This is a genomic window from Flaviaesturariibacter aridisoli (assembly GCF_004343705.1).
GTDB lineage: Bacteria > Bacteroidota > Bacteroidia > Chitinophagales > Chitinophagaceae > Flavisolibacter > Flavisolibacter aridisoli.
On sequence record NZ_SKFH01000005.1, the window covers coordinates 94,244 to 118,765 of the forward strand.

At 59.5% G+C, this 24,522-nt stretch carries 20 protein-coding genes; 15 read left to right on the plus strand and 5 right to left on the minus strand.

Features of this window, described 5'->3' with window-relative positions; genetic code table 11:
* Positions 1 to 60: 60 nt before the first annotated feature.
* Complete coding sequence (locus E0486_RS05110; protein WP_131851068.1) at positions 61 to 405, minus strand: hypothetical protein; 345 nt, start codon at positions 403 to 405, stop codon at positions 61 to 63.
* 129 nt (positions 406 to 534) lie between these two features.
* Here E0486_RS05110 and E0486_RS05115 point away from each other — a divergent pair, with 129 nt between their 5' ends.
* From E0486_RS05115 to E0486_RS05165, 11 genes are all read left to right on the plus strand, one after another.
* The gene (locus tag E0486_RS05115) at positions 535 to 1,137 is read left to right on the plus strand and encodes a hypothetical protein (protein WP_131851069.1); all 603 of its coding nucleotides are present in this window, start codon (positions 535 to 537) and stop codon (positions 1,135 to 1,137) included.
* Positions 1,137 to 2,405 (plus strand): hypothetical protein, encoded by a 1,269-nt coding sequence (locus E0486_RS05120; RefSeq protein WP_131851070.1) that lies wholly within the window; start codon positions 1,137 to 1,139, stop codon positions 2,403 to 2,405. The genes E0486_RS05115 and E0486_RS05120 overlap by 1 nt, the downstream gene beginning before the upstream one ends.
* Positions 2,406 to 2,492: 87 nt before the next feature.
* Positions 2,493 to 3,950 carry a CoA-acylating methylmalonate-semialdehyde dehydrogenase gene (locus tag E0486_RS05125; RefSeq protein ID WP_131851071.1) on the plus strand — a complete coding sequence of 486 codons (1,458 nt, stop codon included), beginning with the start codon at positions 2,493 to 2,495 and terminating at the stop codon, positions 3,948 to 3,950.
* Between the two features lie 192 nt (positions 3,951 to 4,142).
* A complete protein-coding gene (locus E0486_RS05130) occupies positions 4,143 to 5,498 on the plus strand; it encodes an aminotransferase class III-fold pyridoxal phosphate-dependent enzyme (protein ID WP_131851072.1) in 1,356 nt (451 codons plus the stop codon).
* Between the two features lie 166 nt (positions 5,499 to 5,664).
* Entirely contained in the window at positions 5,665 to 7,152 is a 1,488-nt protein-coding gene (locus tag E0486_RS05135) for an NCS1 family nucleobase:cation symporter-1 (RefSeq protein WP_243697379.1), read from the plus strand.
* Positions 7,136 to 8,518, plus strand: coding sequence for a dihydropyrimidinase (gene hydA, locus E0486_RS05140; RefSeq protein ID WP_131851074.1), 1,383 nt, complete (start codon positions 7,136 to 7,138; stop codon positions 8,516 to 8,518). Before E0486_RS05135 ends, hydA begins: the two co-directional genes overlap by 17 nt.
* A gap of 69 nt (positions 8,519 to 8,587) precedes the next feature.
* Positions 8,588 to 9,454, plus strand: coding sequence for a nitrilase-related carbon-nitrogen hydrolase (locus E0486_RS05145; RefSeq protein WP_207906202.1), 867 nt, complete (start codon positions 8,588 to 8,590; stop codon positions 9,452 to 9,454).
* Positions 9,455 to 9,541: 87 nt separating this feature from the next.
* Complete coding sequence (locus E0486_RS05150) at positions 9,542 to 10,924, plus strand: NAD(P)-dependent oxidoreductase (protein ID WP_131851075.1); 1,383 nt, start codon at positions 9,542 to 9,544, stop codon at positions 10,922 to 10,924.
* Between the two features lie 84 nt (positions 10,925 to 11,008).
* Positions 11,009 to 12,277, plus strand: coding sequence for an NAD-dependent dihydropyrimidine dehydrogenase subunit PreA (gene preA, locus E0486_RS05155; protein WP_131851076.1), 1,269 nt, complete (start codon positions 11,009 to 11,011; stop codon positions 12,275 to 12,277).
* A 484-nt stretch (positions 12,278 to 12,761) separates the two neighbouring features.
* Positions 12,762 to 14,333 carry a replicative DNA helicase gene (gene dnaB, locus E0486_RS05160; RefSeq protein ID WP_131851077.1) on the plus strand — a complete coding sequence of 524 codons (1,572 nt, stop codon included), beginning with the start codon at positions 12,762 to 12,764 and terminating at the stop codon, positions 14,331 to 14,333.
* 98 nt (positions 14,334 to 14,431) lie between these two features.
* Positions 14,432 to 15,127 (plus strand): RsmE family RNA methyltransferase, encoded by a 696-nt coding sequence (locus E0486_RS05165; protein ID WP_131851078.1) that lies wholly within the window; start codon positions 14,432 to 14,434, stop codon positions 15,125 to 15,127.
* A gap of 80 nt (positions 15,128 to 15,207) precedes the next feature.
* On the opposite strand, the gene E0486_RS05170 is transcribed toward E0486_RS05165, so the two are convergent.
* Together E0486_RS05170 and E0486_RS05175 are read right to left on the minus strand one after the other, a co-directional pair.
* Positions 15,208 to 15,999 carry a TerC family protein gene (locus E0486_RS05170; protein WP_131851079.1) on the minus strand — a complete coding sequence of 264 codons (792 nt, stop codon included), beginning with the start codon at positions 15,997 to 15,999 and terminating at the stop codon, positions 15,208 to 15,210.
* A 75-nt stretch (positions 16,000 to 16,074) separates the two neighbouring features.
* Entirely contained in the window at positions 16,075 to 17,115 is a 1,041-nt protein-coding gene (locus E0486_RS05175) for a quinone-dependent dihydroorotate dehydrogenase (RefSeq protein ID WP_131851080.1), read from the minus strand.
* A 71-nt stretch (positions 17,116 to 17,186) separates the two neighbouring features.
* Here E0486_RS05175 and E0486_RS05180 point away from each other — a divergent pair, with 71 nt between their 5' ends.
* The 4 genes from E0486_RS05180 (at position 17,187) to E0486_RS05195 (ending at position 22,028) form a co-directional block, all read left to right on the plus strand.
* Positions 17,187 to 17,777, plus strand: a complete 591-nt coding sequence (locus E0486_RS05180) for a hypothetical protein (protein ID WP_131851081.1) — start codon at positions 17,187 to 17,189, stop codon at positions 17,775 to 17,777.
* 51 nt (positions 17,778 to 17,828) lie between these two features.
* Positions 17,829 to 19,004 (plus strand): acetyl-CoA C-acyltransferase, encoded by a 1,176-nt coding sequence (locus tag E0486_RS05185; RefSeq protein WP_131851082.1) that lies wholly within the window; start codon positions 17,829 to 17,831, stop codon positions 19,002 to 19,004.
* Between the two features lie 123 nt (positions 19,005 to 19,127).
* The gene (locus tag E0486_RS05190; RefSeq protein ID WP_165917199.1) at positions 19,128 to 19,523 is read left to right on the plus strand and encodes a response regulator; all 396 of its coding nucleotides are present in this window, start codon (positions 19,128 to 19,130) and stop codon (positions 19,521 to 19,523) included.
* 117 nt (positions 19,524 to 19,640) lie between these two features.
* The gene (locus tag E0486_RS05195; RefSeq protein ID WP_131851084.1) at positions 19,641 to 22,028 is read left to right on the plus strand and encodes a TonB-dependent receptor; all 2,388 of its coding nucleotides are present in this window, start codon (positions 19,641 to 19,643) and stop codon (positions 22,026 to 22,028) included.
* A gap of 87 nt (positions 22,029 to 22,115) precedes the next feature.
* Here E0486_RS05195 and E0486_RS05200 read toward each other — a convergent pair whose 3' ends face one another.
* Positions 22,116 to 23,933, minus strand: coding sequence for an ABC transporter ATP-binding protein (locus E0486_RS05200; protein WP_131851085.1), 1,818 nt, complete (start codon positions 23,931 to 23,933; stop codon positions 22,116 to 22,118).
* Between the two features lie 110 nt (positions 23,934 to 24,043).
* Positions 24,044 to 24,460 carry a DUF1842 domain-containing protein gene (locus E0486_RS05205; RefSeq protein ID WP_131851086.1) on the minus strand — a complete coding sequence of 139 codons (417 nt, stop codon included), beginning with the start codon at positions 24,458 to 24,460 and terminating at the stop codon, positions 24,044 to 24,046.
* Positions 24,461 to 24,522 lie beyond the last annotated feature (62 nt).

Sequence of the window (24,522 nt, forward strand, 5' to 3'; positions counted from 1 at the left end):
GCCGGCAAAGATAACCCTTAGCGGGAAGGTTCTCAGGGTTCTTCCGGTTCTGCTGGTTTTTCAGGCGGAGGGCCGGGATCCGAAGCCGGCAGGGATGCCGGGCGGTGCGGAATGCCGGTTCTTCGCGATTTTACCGCAGATATCTGCGGTAAAATCGCCCTCATGACCAGCCGCATGCCGGCTCGCAACGTTGGATATGTGGCCGGCAACATTCGCGGAGGGGTTGCCAACATTGGTTTTGCTATCGTCAACGTTCGTTTTGTCAAATCCAATGTTGGTTTTGCCAAATTCAACATTCGCGGAGGAGGTGTCAACGTTGGTTTTGCCAAATTCAACATTCACGATGGTCGGCGCAATGTTGATTTTGCCTTCACCAACATTCATTTTTGCGAAATGAACATTCATTTTTGTAAAATGAATGTTCGAGCCCCGTCCGGAAAGTTGCGGGAGGGGTACCCGCCCATGGTGCTCACCCGCTCACCCATGCAACCCTTCCGCCCGAAGACGTATCTTCCGGTTGCAAACCCGCCGCTTATGAAACGCCTCGTCCTGCTCCTTGCCCTGGCCGCTTCTGTTGCCGCCGGCGCCCAGACCCGCGACCTCCTCCGTAAAAGCATCGGCGGCGCCGTGGAGCTGCCGGAGCCCGCCGGGGCCGACTTCGGCTTGCCCAGCTGGGTGAACTTCCGGAAGGTCGACAGCCTCATCTTCCGGTCTGATTCGCTCGCGGAGCTGGTCATCAGCAACTACCGGCGTTACGACCTCAAGGAACAGGGGACCTTTCAAAACCGGTACCGCAGTGCGTTGCGCAACGACAAATACCTCCACCGCAACCTGTCTGCCGACAGCGTGCGCCGGCTGCTCGAGCTGCGGTTCGGTAAAGAGGAAACCAAAGACGTGAAAATTATTGGTTTGCAAGCGGATCGCCCCACGTCGCGGAAGCGCAGGGAGCCGGCAAGGGTAACGCCCCGGCAGAACGGGGCAGCCGTCAGCAGCACCCAGGCGCCGCCCGCACCGGTACGGGCGGAGGCAGAAGCACCCGGCCGTGTGCCCCTGTTCGCGGGCGGCACCGCGCTCTTTGCCCTCGGCCTTTGCGCCGGGATCGTTGGCCTTTACCGCCGCACCGGATCTTCGAGCTGATGCGCCGCTCCCTGTTGTACCGGGCGGCCCTCCTATTCGCCCTGCTGGTCGCCTTGCTGCTGCCCTTTCCCTGGCAGCTCGCTTCTTTCCAGCAACACCTGCTGCCCGCGATCTTCGGTCCGGGTCTTTATTCGTCCGACAGTTCACCGCAAGCGGCACTTTATGGCGCACTGGTCGTAGTCGCTTGGGGGCTCGCCCTCCTGCTGCGCCCGCTCTTCCTGATGAAGCCCGGCATACTGCGCCTCCTTCAGCTCGTTTTGACCGCCTGGCTCGCCGCCGTGTTGGCCCGCTACGGTGCCGACAAGCTGTTCAAGACCCAGTTCTACCTCCCTGAGCCCAGCACCTTATATACACCGCTGGGATTCCTCGACAAGGACATTCTTTACTGGAGCACCATCGGCACGGCGCGGCCCTACAATTTGTTTCTCGGCGGCACCGAGGTGCTGGCCGCGGCGCTCCTGTTGTGGCGCCGCACGCGCCGCGCCGGCCTGCTGCTGGCGCTGACCGTTTTGGTACAGGTGCTGGCGGTGGACCTTTGCTTCGGCATCGGGGTGCGGCTGTTCTCCGGCTTCCTGTTGCTGCTGACGCTGCTCCTGCTGGCCCCCGACGCGCGGTCGTGGATCGCCTTTCTGACCGGGGAGGCGGTGGCGGGGACATCGGGGGAGACGCACCTGGTGCGTTCGGGGGAGACGCACATGGTGCGTTCGGGGGAGACGAACATGGTGCGTTCGGGGGAGACGCACATGGTGCGTTCGGGGGAGACGCACATGGTGCGTTCGGGGGAGACGCACATGGTGCGTTCGGTTGAGACGCACATGGTGCGTTCGGTTGAGACGCACATGGTGCGTCTCTACGGGCGCTACGCGGTGCTGGGGTTGATTGCGCTGGAGGCATTGTGGCCCGCCCTGCGCTCGGGCAACTGGAACGACGATGTGGCGGCCCGCCCGCCGCTGCACGGCGCCTGGGCGGTGCTGGAACAGGCAACCCAAGGGCAGGGCGGACTCCCGCCGGCGCAGCGACTGCTGGTGCACCGCGCGGGGTACTTCGTGCTGCAGGATAGCCTGGAACGCCTGCATCCGCATCCGTATAATTACGATAGCGCGCGGCAGCTCCTTCACATCGGTTTCGAAGGCGGCGACTGGCGCAGCTACCGTTGTCGGTACCGGCGTGGCGACAGCCTGCTCCTCCTCTTCGGCAATGCTGATTCAACCGTGCCGCTGCTGCGAGCCCGCGCCCTCGATTGGCGCGCCCTGCCTGCCCTCCAGTGAATTTGTATTTCTACAGAAAATTTTGCAAGTGTATGAAAAGCGGTATATTGTACGTCCCACCGTTTGCACTAACCCATACTTGCTTATATGAAATATCCAGCGATACAGAACTTTATCGACGGGCAGTTTGTACCCACCAGCACCGGCCGCAGCTTGACGGTCGTGTCGCCGCTTGACGGCCAGCTGCTCTCCACGCTTCCGCTCTCCGACAACACGACGCTCAACGAGGCGGTAGCCGCCGCCAGCAAGGCTTTCCCGGCCTGGTCGCGCACGCCCATCAAGGAGCGCGTGCAGGTATTCTTCCGCTACAAGCGCCTGCTCGAAGACAACCTCAAAGAGCTTTCCGAGCTCGTGATGGAAGAAAATGGCAAGACCTACGAAGAGGCAAAGGCCGAAATGGAAAAATGCATCGAGCTCACCGAGTTTGCCACCTCGCTGCCGCAGCTCGTTACGGGCGAAGTGCTCGAAGTGAGCAAGGGCGTCGAGTGCCGCACCGAGCACGTACCGCTGGGTGTGGTGGCCTCCATTGTGCCGTTCAACTTTCCCAGCATGGTGCCGCATTGGACCATCCCCAACGCCCTGGCCCTCGGCAACTGCATGATCCTGAAGCCGAGCGAAAAAGTGCCGCTCTCCGCGGGCCGCATCGCCGAACTGCTGAAGCAGGCGGGGCTACCCGATGGCGTGTTCAACATTGTGCACGGCGACACGTCGATAGTTGAAGCCATCTGCGATCATCCCTCCATCGAAGCGGTGTCGTTCGTAGGCTCCACGCGCGTGGCCAAGATCGTGTACCAGCGCGCTACCCACAACTACAAGCGCTGCCTCGCCCTCGGCGGCGCCAAGAACCACCTGATGGTGATGCCCGACGCCCTGCCCGACATGACCGCTCAGAACGTGGCGGCCTCCATGAGCGGCTGCGCCGGCCAGCGCTGCATGGCCGCCTCCGCGATGGTGGCGGTGGGCGAGGTGGACCATATCGTGCAGCGCATCGTGGAAGAAGCCAGGAAGATCGTGCCCGGCAAAAACCTGGGCGCCGTCATTAATAAAGAAAGCAAGGAGCGCATCGAGCGCTACATCACCGAAGCCGAAGCGCAGGGCGCCAAGGTGCTGGTGGACGGCCGCAACATACAGGTAGCCGGCAAGGAAGAAGGCACCTACGTGGGTCCCACGGTGATCGACTTCGTAAGCCCCGACATGGCCGTGGCGAAGGAAGAGATCTTCGGGCCCGTCATCTCCATCATGCGCACGAAAACCGTGGATGAAGCGCTGAAGATCGAGAACGCCAATCCCTACGGCAACGCCGCCTCGGTGTTCACGCAAAACGGCGGGGTGGCCCGCTACGTGATCGAGCGCGCTTCGGCCGGAATGGTAGGCGTGAACGTCGGCGTGCCGGTGCCGCGCGAGCCCTTCTCCTTCGGCGGCTGGAACGAATCCAAGTTCGGCGTCGGCGACATCACCGGCAAGAGCTCGATCGAGTTCTGGACGAAGCTGAAGAAAACGACCATCAAGTGGAACCCGGAAGCGGGGGTGAACTGGATGTCGTGAGGCGTGAACCGTCAGGCGTGAGGCGACGCGAAGCCGTCATTGCGAGCGCAGCGAAGCCCGTCCGACCGGCGTCAGCCGGGCGGGCAAACTCCTCCATTAGCGGACCGCAGGCGAACGGCAGCAGTGGCAACGTGAAGCAGATTGCTTCGCTGCGCTCGCAATGACGTCCTAATGAAACTAAAAACCATCACTATGGATACTACACTTTCCACCCGCACCGAATCCCAACAGATCGTGCAGGAAAATCTCGACTACACCCTTTTTTCCTGGAGCAAACAAAAAGGCCAGAACCCCATTGCCGTGAAGTACGCGGAAGGGGTGTATTTATACGATTACGAAGACAAACGCTACCTGGACTTCTCTTCGGGGCTGATGAACGTCAACATCGGCCACGGCAACCAGCGCATCACCGCGGCGGTAACGAAGCAGATGCAGGAAGTGGCTTATGTGACGCCGAGCTGCGTAACGAAGGCCCGTGGCGAGCTCGGAAAGAAGCTCGCGGAGATTTGCCCCGGCGACCTCAATAAGGCATTTTTCACACTTTGCGGCGCTACGTCTATTGAGAACGCGCTGAAGCTGGCCCGTATTTCTACGGGGCGCCATAAGATCATCACCCGCTATCAATCCTACCACGGCGCTTCGTATGGTGCGGCCTCCGCCGGCGGCGACCCGCGCAAGCTCCCGATGGACAGCCAGCAGGCACCCAACTTCGTGCATGTGGACATCCCCTATGCCTACCGCTGGGAATACGGCGACGAAAACCTGCTGAAGGAATGCCTGCAGCGATTCGAGCGCACGATCGCGTTCGAGGGGCCGGGCAACATTGCTGCCATCCTGCTCGAAGGCGCCTCGGGCTCCTCGGGTTGCTTTACCTACCCGCAGGGCTTCCTCAAAGGCATCCGCGCCCTCTGCGACAAGCACGGCATCCTGCTGATCATCGACGAGGTGATGAGCGGCTTCGGACGCACCGGCAAGTGGTTCGGCTTCGAGCACGAAGACATCGTGCCCGATATGATCTGCATGGCCAAAGGCCTCACCTGCGGCTACCTGCCCTTCGGCTGCCTCATGGTGACCGACCGCATCGCTGCCAAATTCGACGACGCGATGCTGCCGCTCGGCCTCACCTATTCCGCACACCCCGTATGCTGCGCGGCGGCACTGGAAACGCTGAAGGTCTATGAAGACGAAGGCCTCATTGAAAATACGGTGGCCATGGAGCAATACCTCAATGGTCGCATCGAAGAACTGAAAAAGCAGCACCCCTCCATCGGCAACTGGCGCAACCAGGGCCTGCTCGGCTGTCTCGAGATCGTGAAGGATCGCAACACGCGCGAGCCGATGGCGCCCTTTAACGCGAAGCCCGACGAAATGGTCGTGATGAACAAAGTCGCCGCTAAAATCAAGGAGTTGGGCATGTACACCTTTGTGCGCTGGAACTACGTGTTCATCGCACCGCCGCTCTGCGTCACGAAAGAGCAGATCGACGAAGGCCTGGCCATCATCAGCGAAGCGCTGAAGATCGCGGACGAAGCGATAGCCTTCGGGTAGTAGCGGACCGGTTAGCCGGTTGATGCGTTGATGGATTAATGGGTTGTCGCCGCATAGGTTCTGATCATTTTTTATCAATTTATCAACCGGTCAACTGATCAACCGGTCGACTGGATCCTCTTCTTTTTCGTGCATGCAAAAAACCTGTCTAATGTCGAAAATGCCGATGGAAACATCTTCTCTCTACAACGAAGACCTGGCGCCGATCCCCCAGGAGAAGCGCACCTGGGGTACGGGCAACTACGCCGCGCTCTGGATTTCCATGAGCCTGTGTATTCCTACGTACACGATGGCCTCTTCGATGATCAACCAGGGCATGAGCTGGTGGCAGGCGATCCTGACCATCTTCATCGGCAACGCGATTGTGCTGGTGCCGATGCTGCTCAACGGGCATGCGGGTGCCAAGTACGGCATTCCGTTCCCGGTGCTGGCGCGTGCCTCCTTCGGCACCCGTGGCGCCAACGTGCCCGCGCTGCTGCGCGCCGTTGTGGCCTGCGGCTGGTTCGGTATCCAGACCTGGATCGGGGGCGAAAGCATCTACCACCTGCTGCGCGCCTGGAACCCGTCGCTCGCCGCCATCGACAACAGTGGGCTCTTTCCGCAAACCCTGCCCCTGCTTTGCTTCGCCGCCTTCTGGCTGCTCAACATGTTCGTGGTGTACAAAGGCGTGGAAAGTATCCGCAAGCTGTTGGTGTTCAAAGCCGTATTTCTACCGCTCGCCGCCATCGCGCTTTTTGCCTGGGCCGTTACGGCGGCAAAGGGACTCGGCCCGATACTCGCCAAGCCTTCGGCGTTTACCGACAGCGCTTCCTTCTTTAAGTTTTTCTTCCCCGCGCTCACCGCCGTCATCGGCTTCTGGGCCACGCTGTCGCTCAACATCCCCGACTTCACGCGCTATGCAAAAAGCCAGCGGGCGCAGATCAGGGGGCAGGCCATCGGGCTGCCGCCGTCGATGACGCTCTTCGCTTTCGTGGGTGTGATCGTTACCTCCGCATCAGCCATTCTTTATGGCCAGCCCGAGTGGGACCCGGTGAAGCTCGCCGGTCATTTTGAGAACAAGCTCGTGGTGAGCTTCGCGATGCTTGGCATCGTCCTCTCCACGCTGGCTACCAACATCGCGGCCAACATTGTAAGCCCGGCCAACGACTTCGCCAACCTCGCGCCGAAAAAGATCAACTTTCGCACCGGAGGTTTCATCACCGGCATCCTCGGCCTTTGCATCTTCCCCTGGAAGCTGGTGGCCGACCCGACCGGGTACATTTTTACCTGGCTTATCGGCTACTCGGGCCTGCTGGGGCCGGTGGGCGGCATCATGATCGCCGACTATTATTTCATCCGCCGCCAGACGCTGCATGTGAATGAACTGTACCGGCACGAAGGCCGCTATGGCTACAGCGACGGCTTCAATGCGCGGGCGCTCATGGCCCTTGTGCTCGGTATCCTGCCCAACATCCCGGGCTTTCTCGTCACCATTCACGTGGTGGACGCCGCCCGCGTAACGCCCTGGGTGGCCGACCTGTATCACTACGCCTGGTTTGTGGGTTTCCTGCTTTCCGGCATCCTGTATCTCTTACTGATGCGCCGACGCGTGGTCCCCGACCGCGAGCCGGTGCCTATTCCAGACGAACAAACTGCTTATGCCCCTGCTCATTAAAAACGGACGAATCATTACGGCCTCCGAGGATATGGTGGCCGACATCCTCATTGAAGGAGAGATCATCACGGCCATCGGGCGCAACCTGCCCGCCGGCAATGCCAAAGTGATCGATGCCGAAGGCCTGCTGGTGCTGCCCGGCGGCATCGACCCGCACGTGCACCTCGACATGCCCTTTATGGGCACCTTTTCGAGCGACTCTTATGAAACCGGGACCCGCGCGGCGCTCCACGGCGGCACCACGATGGTGATCGACTTCATCCTGCAGAAGCAAGGCGACACACTGCAACATGCCCTGCAGGAATGGCAATCGCGCGCCGACGGAACCGCCGTGGGCGACTACAGCTTTCACATGGCCGTGACCGATTTCAATGAAGACACGAAAAAGGAGATCAGCCACTTCGTGGAGAACGAAGGCATCACCTCTTTCAAGACTTTTATGGCCTATAAGGGCGCGCTGATGATCGATGACCGCCAGATGGTAGGCCTGATGGAGGAAGTGAAGCGCTGCGGCGGTCTCGTTACCGTGCACGCCACCAACGGCGACATGATCGACTACCTCATCGCGAAGCACCGTGCGGAGGGCAAGCTGGCGCCGTTGTATCACTACCTGTCGCAGCCCGAAGTGACCGAAGCCGAAGCCTCGGAACGCTTTGCCGCCATGAGTCGCTACACCGGCTGCCCGGGCTACATCGTGCACCTTACCTGCGAAGGCGCTCTCAACGCAGTGCGTGAGGCCGCCAAATGCAACCAGCACGTGTTCGTGGAAACCTGCATCCAGTACCTGCTGCTCGATGCCTCGCTGTATGAAAAAGACTTTGAAGGCGCCAAGTGGGTAATGAGCCCGCCGTTGCGCGAGAAGAAGGACCAGGAAACGCTTTGGGCCGGTATCAACCAGGGTCTCGTCAACGTGGTGGCCACCGACCATTGCCCGTTTATGTGGGAGCAGAAGCTGATGGGTAAGGAAGATTTCTCGAAGATACCCAATGGGCATCCCGCCATCGAGCACCGCTACGAGCTGCTGTTCAGCGAAGGCGTCAACAAAGGCCGCATTACCGCCAACAAGTTCGTGGAAGTGGCCTGCACCAACCCAGCGAAGATCTTCGGGATGTTCCCGCGGAAGGGTACCATCGGCGTAGGTTCCGACGCCGACATCGTGCTGCTGGACCCGAACGAAGAGCATACCATCACGGCAGCCGGCCACCACATGAACGTGGACTATTCGGCCTATGAAGGATGGAAGCTGAAAGGAAAGGTCAAGACCGTATTATTACGGGGACAGGTAGCCGTGGAGGACGGCGCCTGCAAGGTGCAGAAAGGCTACGGCCGTTTCATCAGGCGAAACAAAGTAAAAGACCACATATAGATGTCTGATGTCGGATGTCTGAAATAACTACAAACCACAAACTTCAAACTACAAACTAAAACTGTTCCCATGCCACGCATCATCAAATCCGGACTTATCCAAATGAGCCTGCCCAAGACAGAGGGCGAGGGTACGATCGAGGAGATCAAGGAAGCCATGTTCCAGAAGCACATTGCCTACATTGAAAAAGCCGGTGAGCAGGGCGTTCAGATCCTGTGCCTGCAGGAGATCTTCAATACGCCGTATTTCTGCCCGGGTCAAAACAAGGACTGGTACGCGTCTGCTGAGCCGGTGCCGGGCCCGACGACGAACCGCCTCGCCGAATACGCCAAGAAGTACCAGATGGTCATCATTGCGCCGGTATACGAGCGCGAGCAGGCAGGGGTGCTGTACAACACCGCCGCCGTGATTGACGCCGACGGCACCTACCTGGGCAAGTACCGTAAGAACCACATCCCGCACACTTCCGGCTTTTGGGAAAAGTTCTTTTTCAAGCCCGGCAACCTCGGTTATCCCGTGTTCCAGACCCGCTACGCCAAGATCGGTGTCTACATCTGCTACGATCGCCACTTCCCCGACGGCGCACGCGTGCTGGGCCTTAATGGCGCCGAGATCGTATACAACCCGTCGGCTACCGTGGCTGGCCTCTCGCAGTACCTGTGGAAGCTGGAGCAACCGGCACACGCCGCCGCCAATGGTTACTTCATGGGCTGTATCAACCGCGTTGGCACCGAAGCGCCCTGGAACCTGGGCAAGTTTTACGGCACGTCCTACTTCGTGGATCCGCGCGGACAAATTATCGCGCAGGCTTCCGAAGACAACGACGAGCTCCTCGTTGCGGAATTTGATCTCGACATGATCGAGGAAGTGCGCTCTACGTGGCAGTTCTTCCGCGACCGTCGTCCTGAGACTTATGAAAAGCTCGTAGAATTATAATCTATTTATCGCGGATCTCGGGATCTCGGATCTATGGGTAGATCCGAGATCATCACATCCGAGATGCGTAGATCTAAACTGCTGACTATGTCCCTGACAAACAATCGTCTCACTGCTGCCGAATACGAAGTGAACTTCGCGGATGTGCACCCGCCTTTTTCGAACCGCGAGGCGGCGCTGGTAGAAGCCAACCGCTGCCTCATGTGCTACGATGCGCCCTGCACGAAAAGCTGCCCCACGAGCATCGACATTCCCAAATTCATCAAGCAGATCACCACCGACAACGTGAAGGGCTCGGCCCACACGATCCTGCAAAGCAACATCATGGGCGCCGGCTGCGCGCGCGTATGCCCGGTGGAGAAGCTGTGCGAAGGTTCCTGTGTGTACAATATGCTGCACGAGCCGCCGATACCCATTGCGAAGCTGCAGCGCTATTCCACCGCCATTGCGATGGAAAAGCAGTGGAAACTCTTCACCCGCAAGCCCGCCAACGGCCGCCGCGTAGCCGTGATCGGCGCCGGTCCCGCCGGGCTTTCCTGTGCCCACACACTTGCCCGCGAGGGTGTGGACGTGACCATCTTCGAAAAAGAAGCAAAAGGCGGCGGCCTTATGACCTACGGCATCGCCGCGTATAAAGTAACGCCCGAATTCTGCCAGGAAGAAGTAGACTACATCACTTCCATCGGCGGGATCGAGATCCGCTACAACCAGGAACTGGGCCGCGATATTTCGGTGACGCAGTTGAAGTCGGAATACGATGCCGTCTTCCTCGGCTTCGGCGTGGGCCTTGCCCGCCGCCTCGACGTGCCGGGCGAAGAGCTCGACGGCGTGGTGGATGCCATTTCCTTCATCTACCACCTGCGTACCAACGAACTGGCGCAAACCGCTGTGGGCGACAAAGTGATCGTGATTGGCCTCGGTATGACCGCCATCGACGCCGCCACGCAGGCCAAGCGCCTCGGCGCCAAAGAAGTAACGATCGTCTATCGCCGTACGCAGGCCGAGATGCCCTGCACCCAGGTGGAGCTCGACCTGGCCCTGCTCGATGGCTGCAAGGTGATCTGGCTGGCCGCGCCCCATGAAGTGCGTGGTGAAAACGGTAAAGTGACCGGTTTGCTGTGTACCCAGATGAAGCTCGGCGAGCCCGATGCATCGGGACGCCGAGCGCCGGTAGCCTCGGGAACCGAATTCTTCCTCGAAGCGGACATGATTATCAAGGCGGCCGGGCAGATGCCCTTCACCGGGCTTGTAGAAGGCAGCGACCTGCTGCACCTCAACGGGAAGCTTTCCGTTGCCGACAGCGCCACGAGCATCAACGGCGTCTTCGCCGGCGGCGACTGCGTTAATGGCGGACGCGAAGTGGTGGATGCTGTGCAGGCCGGTAAGGACGGTGCCGCTGCGATCCTCGACTACCTGGGTCTTCCCGTAGAAATACGGAAAGGCGCCGCAATCAGTGAGCCGGTCCTGTAAGGTTGCTTCTTGCCAGTTAAGGAGACGCGCATGGTTGCGTCTCTGCGCCAAACCACAAACTACAAACTACAAACTGTCTTCGTCATGGCTGATATTTCTGCAAACTTCCTTGGCATCAAATCGCCGAATCCCTTCTGGCTGGCTTCCGCGCCACCCACCGATAAGCTCACCAACGTGCTCCGCGCCTTCGAGGCGGGCTGGGGCGGCGTGGTGTGGAAAACGCTCGGCTCGCAGGTGAAGAACGTTTCCTCGCGTTATTCGGCCGTCAACTTCGGCGGGCATCGCGTGATGGGCTTCAACAACATCGAACTCATTTCCGACCGCCCGCTGGACCTCAACCTCCGCGAGATCCGCGAGGCGCTGCGCCTCTTTCCCGACCGCGCCATGGTGGTATCGCTGATGGCCGACAACGACCGCGATAGCTGGCACGAGCTCATTAAGAAAGTGGAAGATACCGGCGCGCACGGCCTCGAGCTCAACTTCGGCTGCCCGCACGGCATGACCGAACGCGGCATGGGCGCCTCCGTAGGCCAGGACCCGGAAATCGCCCGCATGGTGGTGGAGTGGGTGATGGAAAAGGCCACGATCCCCGTCATTACCAAGCTCACGCCCAACGTACACTCCGTGGTGCCTACCGGCAAGGCGGTGGTAGAAGCGGGCACCAACGCGCTGTCCCTCATCAACACCATCCAGTCGGTGACAGGCATCGACCTCGACACCTTCGTGCCCAACCCTTTCGTGGGCGGACAGTCCGTGTTCGGCGGCTACTGCGGGCCGGCAGTGAAGCCTATCGCGCTTAAGTTTCTCACTACTATCAGCCAGAACCCGGTAACGCGTCAGGTGCCCGTGTCGGGCATCGGCGGTGTAAGCACCTGGAAGGACGCCGTTGAATTCATGCTCCTCGGCGCCAGCAACGTGCAGGTGTGCACTGCGGCGATGACGCACGGCTTCCGCATCATCGAGGACCTGTGCGAAGGGCTGAACAACTGGATGGACGAAAAAGGCTTCGCTACCATCTATGACTTCGTGGGCAAGTCAGTGCCTACGATGACGCGCTGGGAAGAACTCGATATCAACTACCACCACGTAGCCAACATCAACCCCGATAAGTGCATTCACTGCGGGCTTTGCTACATCACCTGCGAAGACACGTCGCACCAGGCCATCGCGCTGAAATACGGCAAGCCGTACAACAATTATTCAGTGAAAAAAGACGACTGCGTGGGCTGCAACCTGTGCCAGCTGGTGTGCCCGGTAGATGAATGCATCACCATGAAAGTGGAGCGCAAGGCGCCGGGCTATGTCAACTGGACCGACTACCAGCGACTGGGGCTGCCGCTGAACGATCATTGACGGCGGCGCGCGCAACGGCTCCAGGCCGCGGGAACGCTATTTTGAAAGACGATGCCACGGGCGTCGTCTTTTTTTTCATTCTTTGCGCCTCCGCGTTGCGGTAAAAAGGCTGTCGGCAGCCTTAGCCGGACGCTTCGGTCGGTGGGGAGCGGCCCCGAAACGGCTGCTTTGAAGTTTTCCACAAGGAGCCTCCGGGCCCCCGAAAACCGGGGTTGGGGTACCGGAAATGCCCCCTCGAAGCGGAGGGGGACGGCCCGGATTTTCCAAATAAATGGCCTCATTTAGTTATCGACAAAAGTTGTGCACAAGTGGGTGTCGGCTGGGGAAAAAGAGGGAATTTTGTGGGTTACTAACCAAAAACCGGGTATAAGGACCCTTTCCCGGTGGAAAACGCCGTGCATTCCCTGTGCAAGACTATTTGTACGCTGGGAATGAGGCCGCCCAGCGGGTCCCGTTATATTCGTTGACTGACTACGTACAAGCTATGGACCTAACCAACCTCAATAAAGACCGTTTTCCCAAAAACCGACGCAAAACACCGCTCGACCTGAGCACCATGGTATACGGCAAGGTGCCGCCCCAGGCCAAAGATTTGGAGGAAGCCGTGCTCGGCGCCATCATGCTCGAAAAAGGCGCCTTCGACGCGGTAGTAGAGATCCTGAAACCCGAATGTTTTTACGTGGATGCGCACCAGAAGGTGTTCCGCGCCATGAAAAGCCTGGCCAACAAAAGCCAGCCCATCGACATCCTGACGGTAGTGGAGGAGTTGCGCTCGATGGAAGAACTGGAGGTCGTTGGTGGTCCTTATTACGTGACCAAGCTGACCAACATGGTGGTATCGGCCGCCAACGTGGAAGCCCACGCGCGGATCATCCTGCAGAAATTCATCCAGCGGGAGCTCATCCGCATTTCGGGCGAGATCATTTCGGAAGCCTACGAAGATTCGGCCGACGTGTTCGACCTGCTCGACAAAGCCGAAGGCAAGATGTACGAGGTGACCTCCAACCACCTGAAGAACTCCTACGAATCGATCGATACCGTGCTGGTGAAGACCATCCAGCGCATCGAAGACCTGCGTCACCAGAACGCCGACATTACGGGCGTTCCGAGCGGCTTCCCCACGCTCGACAAAGTGACCTATGGCTGGCAGAACACCGACCTGATCATCCTCGCCGCCCGTCCCGCCGTAGGTAAAACCGCTTTTGCCCTCAACCTGGCGCGCAATGCCGCACTCGATCCGCGGAAGCAGACGCCCGTGGCGGTGTTTTCGCTCGAAATGGGCGCGGCGCAGCTGGTGCAACGTATCCTCGCCGCCGAAAGCGAGATCTTCCTCGAAAAGATCTCCCGCGGCAAGCTCGAGGAGCACGAGATGAAGCAGCTGTACGCGAAAGGCATCCAGCGCCTCGCGCAGGCGCCGATCTACCTCGACGATACCGCGGCCCTGAATATTTTCGAACTGCGCGCCAAGTGCCGCCGTCTGAAAAACATCAACAACGTCGGCTTTATCATCATCGATTACCTGCAGCTGATGACCGCCGGCGGCGACAATAAGAACACCAACCGCGAACAGGAGATCTCCACGATCTCGCGCTCGCTCAAAGGCCTCGCGAAAGAACTTCAGGTGCCCATCATCGCCCTGTCGCAGTTGTCGCGTGAAGTGGAGAAGCGGAAGGATGGCAACAAGATGCCGCAGCTCTCCGACCTTCGTGAATCGGGTGCCATCGAACAGGATGCCGACATGGTGTGCTTTATTTACCGCCCCGAATATTACGACGTGACGCAAAACGAAATGGGCGAGAGCAACAAAGGCGAAACCCACATCCGCATCGCCAAGCACCGGAACGGCTCGCTCGAAACGATCGTGCTCCGCGCGCGCCTGGAGATCCAGCGCTTCTACGACGACGGCGGGGGCGATGGCTTCGGCGGCGGACCGCAACTGCCTGGCAGCTGGACACCCGTATCCGACAACGGTGGCGGTGGCGGCGGCGCCCGCATGTTCATCCAGACCGGTTCCAAAATGAACCAGTTTAACGACGACGAAGACGCTCCTTTTTAAGTAAGCATTCAGAAGTCAAAGATCAAAAACTGGTACGCGGTATCCATTCTTTACAACGTGCAGGTTTTTGGTTTTTGGCTTTTTACTTTTGATTTTCTATGGCGCTTCCTTACTTCTTTGTTGCGGATATCAGTCCGGCTACCCTGCAGCTCGATGAGCCGACGTCCAAGCACGTCATCAGTGTGCTTCGTATGCAAAAGGGCGAGGCTTTGCTGCTGACCGACGGCAAGGGCGGCAAGGCCGGGGCAGAGATAGAAGACGACAACCGCAAGCGCTGCCTTGTGCGCATCACGGAACGCAGCCAGGAAGCGGCTCTTCAGCCGCGCGTCAGCATCGCCATCGGTATGGTGAAAAATGCGTCGCGCTTCGAATGGTTTCTCGAGAAGGCAACCGAGATCGGCGTCACTGAGATCATTCCCTTGGTGACCGCCCGCACCGAAAAGGAAAAGTTCCGTGCCGACCGGCTGCAGGGTATCCTGCAATCGGCGCTGCTGCAATCGCAGCAGTGCTGGCTGCCGCAGCTGCAGGAGCCGCAGTCGTTCAACCAGGTTTTGAAACATGGCGCCACGCAGCGCTTCATCGCCCATTGCGACGAGGGCAGCAAGCGCACCCTGCGCGATGAATTGAAGCCGGGAGCAGACCGCTTGCTGCTCATCGGCCCCGAAGGCGATTTTACACCAAAGGAAATCGAAGAAGCATTGGCCGCCGGCTTTGTGCCCGTTACCCTGGGCGATACACGCCTGCGCACCGAGACCGCCGGCATGGTGGGTGCTGTGCTGCTACGCATGTTATAAGAAGCGCATTGCCGGCCTCACCCATCCTTCGACTGCGCTCAGGACGACAGGGCTTTGTCACGCTGAGCGAAGCCGAAGCGTTAGTGCGCCGCGTCGTCCACACGCTCTTCGCGCACGTGCGGTCCCCGTAGTTCTACGGGCTTCTTCATGCGCTTGCGCATCGTCATGTTGAGCAGTTCCACGCCAAAAGAGAAGGCCATGCCGAAGTAGATGTAATTTTTGAGGTGCAGTGTTTCCGCGCGATCGTGGTCCCAGCCCTCGATAACAAGGCTCAGGCCGATCATGACGAGGAAGGAGAGGGCCAGCATCTTGAGCGTCGGATGCTTGTGGATGAAGGCCGAGATCCTGGGCGAGAAGAGGAACATCACCGTCACGGCCAGTACCACGGCGGCGATCATGATCTCCACGTGCTTGGCGGTGCCGCCGGCGGTAATTACGCTGTCGAAGCTGAACACCGCATCAATGATCATGATCTGGGCGATGGCCTTACCGAGCGACAGGTAGTTGGCCGATTTCAGCGTGGCGTCGGGGTCTTCGCCTTCGAGCTTGCCGTGGATCTCCTTTACTGATTTATAAATGAGGAACAGGCCACCCGCGAGCATCACCAGCGAGGCGATGTCGAAGCCGTGGTCGCCGATACTGAAGAGCGCCTTTCCACGCTGTGCCAGCAGCCAGCTGAGGCCGAGCAGCAACAGGCTCCGCGTGATGATGCCGGTGATCATCCAGGCGCGCCGCGCTTTCTTTTTATTGTCTTCGCGCAAGCGGTTGATAATGATACTCACAAAAATCACGTTGTCAATGCCCAACACGATTTCCAGAATGGCAAGTACCAGGAAACTGATCAGGCTTTCTACGGTTAACAGCTCGGTCATGGGTGCAAAGAAAGGGGGTATTGGTTTATTGATCGATTGGTTTATTAGTAAAGAAGCACATACGTCGTGCGGTCGTTACAAGACTTTGCAAATTCGTTGGGCAATGGACGGTCCTTCATAGATGAAGCCCGTCCACACTTCCAGCAGGGCCGCGCCGGCGGCGAGTTTTTCCAGCGCATCATCGCCGGTAAAGATCCCGCCAGAGCCAATCACCGGGATCTTGCCGCCGGCACGGGTCACCAGGTGGTGGAGCACCTCGGTGGAGCGCTCTTTCAGCGGGCGCCCGCTGAGACCGCCGGCGCCGATGGTGTCTATCTCCCCGGCGGGCGTCTGCAGGCCCGCGCGGCTGATGGTGGTATTGGTGGCCACGAGGCCGTCGAGGCCGATTTCCAGGGCGAGGTCCACCACTTCGTCGAGCTGCGTCTCCGTGAGGTCGGGTGCGATCTTCAGCAGGATCGGCCGGGGAACCACGTGCTGGTTGAGCGCCTGCAGCCGCGTGAGGATGCCGTGGAGCGCGTCACGCTCCTGAAGCGCCCGCAGGCCGGGCGTGTTGGGCGAAGAAACGTTGACCACGAAGAAGTCGACGTAGGGATGCAGTGCGGAGAAGCAGGTTACATAGTCTTTCCAGGCATCTTCGTTGGGTGTGGTTTTGTTCTTGCCGATGTTGCCGCCAATCGTGAGCCGTGAGCCGTCAGCCCTGAGCCGGCCAGTACGCTCGCGCCAGCGTTTCAATCGGTCAGCCACCACTTCCACGCCGTCGTTGTTGAAGCCCATCCGGTTGATGAGGGCGCCGTCTTTGGGCAGGCGGAAGAGGCGCGGCTTGTCGTTGCCGGCCTGCGGCTTCGGGGTTACGGTGCCGATCTCCACGAAACCGAAGCCGAGGGTGTCAAGCTCGCGGAGGTAGCGGGCGTTCTTGTCGAAGCCGGCGCCGAGGCCAACGGGGTTGCGGAAAGAAAGACCAAAGTGTGTCCGGGGCACTGGTGCCGCCCGGAAGGACCGCCGCAGCAGTGCCCGCAGCGGCGGTAGCGCACAGGCGGCCTTGAGGGCGTTCATCGACACGTAGTGGGCCGTTTCGGCAGGTAGGCGAAAAAGCAGGGAGCGCAGCAGGGCGTACATAGCGGCGTGAAGATACAGCGGCGGCCTTGGTACTTTGCCGGTTTTGCCCCAACTTGCCCGAAACCTTTGCCATGCGAACCCTGCTTTTCAGCCTCGCCTTACTTTGCATCACTAACCTGGCCTCCGCGCAGGCGAAAAGCGGCGACGCCGCTCTCGACAACCGCCTGCAGCGGTACCTCGACCTTACCTACCAGAAAGATTTCAACGGCCTGATGGACCTCATCCACCCGTCGCTGTTTCGCCTCGCCAAACGAGAGGAGCTCGTCAAGGCTTTTGAGGAGGTTTTCTCCGACGAATCGCTGGAGATCGGTTTCGACACAATGCGGGTCGTACAGATCGGCGCACCCTTTACCAACGCCGGTATCCAGTACCGCCGCGCGGATTATTATATGGTGATGCACCTCGGCTTCCGCGACAGCAGCGTGTATGCGCAACCCGGCTTCCAGGAGCAGATGGTCTCTGCGTTGCAAACGGCTTTCGAGGCCGGCCGCGTCACCTTCAACCCGAAAACGCGGACGTTCATCCTGAGCAAGAACGACGTGCTCTACGCTATCCGCGACACGCCTTCCACGCCCTGGACCTTCATCGGCTACAAGCGCAACAAGGCCATGATCGAGGCGATTTTCCCGAAGGAGGTGATCGCTCATTACAAAATGCTCTAAATAGTTGTTTGAACAACTATCGTATCTTTAAGGACTAAAAACGAGAAATCTATGCAGGAAGCATATATCGTGGCCGGCTATCGCACGGCGGTGGGCAAGGCCAAGCGCGGCGGGTTTCGCTTTTACCGTCCCGACGACCTGGCCATCGAGGTCATTCAGAAGTTGCTGGCCGACGTGCCGGCACTCGACCGCAAACGCGTGGATGACGTGATCGTGGGTAATGCCGTGCCCGAGGCCGAGCAGGGCCTGCAGGTAGGGCGGATCATCGCCGCCCGCGCTGTGGGCTTCGACACACCGGGCATGGTGGTGAACCGCTATTGTGCTTCGGGGCTCGAAACCATCGCCATCGCTACGGCCAAGATCCGCATGGGGATGGCCGACTGCATCATCGCCGGTGGCACCGAGAGTATGAGCCTCGTGCCCACGGCCGGCTGGAAGACCGTTCCAGCCTACAGCATCGCCAAGGAAGATCCGGATTATTACCTCAGCATGGGCCTCACCGCCGAAGCGGTCGCCAAGGACTATAACGTGAGCCGCGAAGCGCAGGACGAATTTTCCTACCACTCGCACCGCAAGGCGCTCGCCGCCATCGAAAAAGGCTACCTGAAAGAAGGCGTGCTGCCCATTACTGTTGATGAAGTGTTCGTCAACGAAAAAGGCAAGCGCCAAACCCGCCAGTTCGTGGTGGATACCGACGAAGGTCCGCGTGCCGATACATCGATGGAAGCGCTCGCGAAGCTGAAGCCGGTGTTCGCCGCCGGTGGCTCCGTGACGGCGGGCAATTCCTCGCAAACCAGCGATGGGGCTGCCTTTGTGCTGGTGATGAGCGAGCGCCTTGTCAAGGAGCTTGGCGTAACGCCCATCGGGCGCCTCGTTGCCTGCGCCTCCGCCGGCGTGCATCCCCGCATCATGGGCATCGGTCCCGTGGCCGCGATTCCAAAGGTGTTGCAGCAGGCAGGGATGAGCCTGGGCCAGATCGATACGGTAGAGCTCAACGAAGCTTTTGCGTCGCAGGCGATCGCCGTCATTCGCGAGGCCGGCCTGGATCCCGAAAAGGTAAACCCCAACGGCGGCGCCATTGCCCTCGGTCACCCGCTCGGTTGCACCGGTGCCAAGCTCAGCATCCAGGTGCTCAACGACCTGAAGCGTAGCGGCGGCAAGTACGGAATGGTCACGGCCTGCGTGGGCGGCGGCCAGGGGATCGCCGGGATCATCGAACGCTTTTGATTTGGGACCCTCGTATTTTTACGGAAAGTGAACCGGTTTTTACGGCATTTCATCGAAGAGGCGGAAAGGCCTCTTTTTTTGGTGCATATTTGCAACGCAGAGCTATAAACTCAATCTGTAATCGTGGCCCAAACCAAACTTGTTCTCTATGCAGATGACGACACCGATGACCGCACCTGGGTCAGCGAGGCACTACGCACCGTAGGAGTAGAGATGGAGCTGCATTTCGTGGAGAACGGCCGGCAGGTGCTCGAGTTTCTCCGCGGCGGCCCCGAGCGGATGCCTTCCCTGATTGTTCTCGATCTCAACATGCCGGAAATGGACGGCCGCCAGACCCTCCAGCAACTAAAGCAAGACCCGCAGTTCCGCAATATTCCCGTGGCCATCGTCACTACTTCCAACAACAAGCTCGATCGCGACGTTTGCCAGCGCCTCGGCGCCGCCCTCTACCTCACTAAGCCCGACTCCCACGGCGAGTGGCAAAGTGTCATCCGCCAGCTGGCCCCCATCACCGCCTGATTTTCTTCCATTCCTCTTCCGGCAACGAACAACCGTGCCCCGTATTAACAACGGCTTGACCTGATTTTAATTGCAGCTTTGTTGCAAAAACATACTTTTGCTCCAAACCCAGGTCTGATGAAGTTTTTCCAGGGCATTGTTTTACTGTTGCTGGCCTTCACCGCCGGCGCACAGTCCCGCACCCTTTCCCTTACCGGCCGCATCACCGATGCCGGCAACGGCGCCGCCATCCCGGGGGCGTCGCTTTATTTTTCCGACACGCACACCGGTACTTCCGCCGACAGCAATGGCTACTTCCGCATGGAGCGCCTGCAGCCGGGACATTACCTGGCCGAGGTGAGCTCGGCGGGCTATACGCCGATCGTGATCCACCTCGACCTCCACAGCGACAGCCGCCAGGATTTCCAACTGCGCCCTGCCGTGATCGAGAACCGCGGGGTGATCGTTACGGGCGTTGCATCCTCGACCTCGAACCGCAACACGCCCGTGCCGGTGACGCTGATCCGTAAAACGCAATTACTCGAAAATTCGTCCACCAACATCATCGACGCGTTGGCCAAGCAGCCGGGCGTCGCGCAGATCAGCACCGGTCCGGCCATCTCGAAGCCGGTCATCCGGGGCCTTGGCTACAACCGCGTGGTGGTGATGAACGACGGCCAGCGCCAGGAGGGACAGCAATGGGGCGACGAGCACGGCATCGAAGTAGACGAGCTCAGTGTAAACCGCGTGGAGATCCTGAAAGGCGCTTCGTCGCTGATGTACGGTTCGGACGCCATTGCCGGTGTGGTGCACCTGATTACCAATGTGCCCGTGCCCGAAGGGACGGTGCGCGCCAATGCTTTCAGCTCTTACCAGACCAACAACGGGCAAGTCGGGCTCAACGCCAGCCTGTCGGGCAACCGAAAGGGATTCAGCTGGAATTCGTATGGCTCCTATAAAACGGCAGCCGATTACCGCAACCGCTACGACGGGCGCGTGCTCAACTCGCGGTTCAACGAGCGCAACTTCGGCGGCTACCTCGGGCTCAACAAGCAGTGGGGCTACAGTCACCTTATTGTATCGAGCTTCAACCAGAACCTGGGCCTCGTAGAAGGCCTGCGCGACCCGCAGAGTGGCGCCTTCCTGATCAATCCCGAAAGCCCGTTGGAGCGGCCGGCCACCGAAAGCGAGCTCCGGTCGCGCACGCTGACCACTCCTTATCAAAACGTGCAGCACTACCGCGTTACCAGCGACAACAGTTTTCGCGCAGGGCACAGCCGCATAAAACTCAATCTCGGTTACCAGCAAAACATCCGCCGCGAGTTCGGGGATGCGGAAGCGCCGAAGGAAGCCTCGCTGCACTTCGACCTGCGTACCCTCAGCTACAACCTGCAGTGGCACTTGCCCGAGCAGAAAGGCTTTCAGCCGACGGTTGGCGTCAGCGGGATGTACCAGCGGAACCGCAACCGTGGTGAAGAGGTGATCATCCCCGAATACAACCTGTTCGATATCGGCGGCTTTGTCTACGTACAAAAAACGATTCCGCATGCCGTACTCTCGGGCGGTGTGCGCTACGATCACCGCGCCCTCGATGCGTTTCCGTTTGCCGAAGGCGGCCAGCAGAGATTCTCGGCGCTGAGCCGTGGTTTCGGTAATGTGTCGGGGAGCCTCGGCATCAGCTATACACCCAACAGCCGCTATACGTTCCGCCTCAACGCGGCCCGCGGCTTCCGGGCCCCGGCGCTGTCCGAGCTGGCCAGCAACGGCGCCCACGAAGGCACCAACCGCTACGAATATGGCCGCGCCGACCTCGGCTCGGAACGCAGCTCGCAGCTCGACGCCGGTGTGGAAGTCGACTATGATCATATTTCGTTTTCGGCCAGCGCTTTCTACAACCACCTGCCCGGCTACATTTACTACCAGCGCCTGCAAACGCCTTCGGGCGCCGACTCGGTGCTGACTATTAATGGCGTGGACCTGGAGGCCTTCCAGTATGGGCAGCACGACGCCTGGCTGGCCGGCTTCGAACTGTCAACCGACCTGCACCCGCACCCGCTCGACTGGCTGCATTTTGAAAACTCCTTCTCGCTTGTGCGCGGACGCTTTACCGAGCCGGTGGGCGGCGATTACGACTTGCCTTCGATCCCGGCGGCTCACTTCGTGAACGAGCTGCGCGTCACCTTTCCGAAGTCGGGCAAACGCTTCCGCAGCCTGTATGGTCGAGTGGAGCTGGACAACACCTTTCGGCAAAATCATCCGTTTGCAGGATACAATACCGAAACCGCGACGCCGTCCTATTCGTTGCTCAATGCCGGTTTCGGCGGCGAACTCGTACGTAAAGGACGCACGCTGTTCAGCCTCCACGTGTCGGGCAACAACCTCACCGACGTGGCGTATCAAAGTCACCTGAGCCGCCTCAAGTACACCGACGTCAATGCAGCAACGGGCCGCCGGGGCGTGTTCAATGTAGGCCGCAGTTTTTCGGTGAAGCTGAATGTGCCGATGGAGTGGAAACTGAAAAAGTAGTACGCAGATAACACAGGTAAAGAAAGCCATCGCATTGCGATGGCTTTCTTTATCGTACGTATTGGGTCGGCGCGATCCGCGTTCGGCTTAGGCCTTCACCATCATCTTCCGCTCGCCGATCTGCTGGCGCCACATGGCGTAATACAGGCCTTTTTCTTCGAGCAACTGGTGGTGCGCGCCGGTTTCCACCACCACGCCTTTTTCGAGCACGTAAATGCGGTCGGCGTGCATGATGGTAGAGAGGCGGTGGGCAATGAGTACGGTGATCTGCTCGCGCTGCGAGGAGAGGTCACGGATCGTTTCGGTGATTTCTTCTTCGGTAATCGAATCGAGCGCGGAGGTGGCTTCATCGAACAGCAGCAGGCGCGGTTTGCGGAGCAGGGCGCGGGCAATGGAGAGGCGTTGCTTTTCGCCGCCCGAAAGCTTCAGGCCGCCTTCGCCGATAATGGTGTCGATGCCTTTTTCCGCGCGGGACAGCAGGTTCTCGCAGGAAGCCTTGCGCAGCGCATCCCAAAGGTCGTCTTCGGAGGCGCCGGGGTTGACAAAGGTGAGGTTCTCGCGGATGGTGCCGGCAAACAGCTGCGTGTCCTGCGTTACAAACCCGATCTGGTTGCGCAGGTCGTCGAACTCGATGCTGTTTTCGTCCATGCCGTTGTAATAGATGGCCCCTTCGAGCGGGCGGTACAGCCCTACAAGCAGTTTCATCAGGGTGCTTTTACCCGAGCCGGAAGGTCCTACGAACGCAATGGTCTCGCCGTTGTGCACGCGGAAAGAGATGCCGTCGATGGCCTTGTGTTGCGCGGTACGGTGCTGGAAACCCACTTTACGGAATTCGAGCTCGCGGATCGGCCCGAGGTGTTGCGGGTGGGCGGGGCGCGGCTCGGGCTCTTTGGCCATCAGCGTCTGAAAGTTGTTGAGCGATGCCTCTGCCTCGCGGTAGCTGAGGATGATGTTGCCGATTTCCTGCAGCGGTCCGAAGATGAAGAAGGAATAGAACTGCATCGTCACCATCTCGCCGGCGTCCATATAGTTGCGGAAGATGAGCCACATCAGCATGAACAGGATCACCTGGCGCAACGTGTTGACGAAGGTGCCCTGCACGAAGCCGATGGAGCGCACGCGCTTCACCTTGGTAAGCTCGAGGCCGAGGATCTTGTAGGTGTTTTTGTTGAGGCGCGACACTTCCTGGTCGGTGAGGCCAAGGCTTTTTACGAGTTCGATGTTGCGCAGCGATTCGGTAGTGGAGCCGGCCAGCGCGTTGGTTTGCCCCACGATCGCCTTCTGAATGACCTTCACCTTTTTGCTCAGCAGGTTCGACACGTACATGAGGATGCCCACGCCACCGAAGTAGATGAGCGGCAGCGACCAGTGGATGCTGTAGGCAGCCACGGCCACGATGATTATACCCACCAGCACGGTGAACAGGATGTTGACGAAGTTGGAGATGAACTTTTCCGTGTCGGTGCGCACCTTCTGCAGGATCGATAGTGTTTCACCAGAGCGCTGGTCTTCGAATTCGGCGTAGGGGAGGCGCATGGAGTGCCGCAGGCCGTCGGTGAAAACGCGGGCCCCGAATTTCTGCACGACGACGTTGAGGAAATAGTCCTGGAAGTTTTTGGCGATGCGGCTCACCATGGCCACCGTGATGGAGGCGCCGAGCAACCACAGCACACCGTACAAGTCCATCGACTTGGGCCCCGCCTTGGTGGTTTCAGTAACCGTGGTTTTGATGAACAGGAAGTCGTGCCAGTTGAACGGCACGCGTTGCTGGTAAAATGCCAGGTTGACGAGGTGGCCGAAGATCTTTGGGTCGATGAGCGAGAAGCCGATGTTGACGGCCGCCAGGAACAGGATGACGGCGACCATCCATTTATGGGGTTTGAGGTAGAAAAGCAGGATTTTCATGGGATAAAGATAGCAGCGGTGCGGTGCGCGCCGAAATCGTGTGCGCGGCAACGGCCTGCCATGCAAAAGGCCGCTCCAACGGGAGCGGCCTTGACCTAAAAAGAAAACATTCAGGCGGTGGTAGCGGCGCCGACCATTTCAACGGGTGCGTCGGTTACTTCGTGCCACTGGCCTTTGGCGTCCTTGTAGCTGTAGGCTGCGGTGCCGGTCTTCCAGTCTTCGCTCAGCACCATGCGCACGTGGAGGTTTTGCAGGGTGATGGGCTCGGTGGGCGGCACGGGCGCGGAGCCGGTCAGCACCACGAGAATGCTGGTCTTGTTCGGCATCACGGTCATGTAGGTGAAGTCGCCGTGCGCGGAAGACACGATGTCCAGGGGCGGGTTGGTGGATTGCGTCACCTCAGCGCGGCCATTGACCTGGCGCGAGGGCGTGTTGACCAGGAGTTGCAGGTGCAGTTGCACGCCACCCATGAGGCCGCCGCCGATGAGGTAAGAAACGGGGAAGAGTCCGACATTGTTCGATTTCATAAAGCAATTTGTTTTAGTGTGATACAATAGGACGAAACTACTGGTCACCGGAGGCGTTTGCC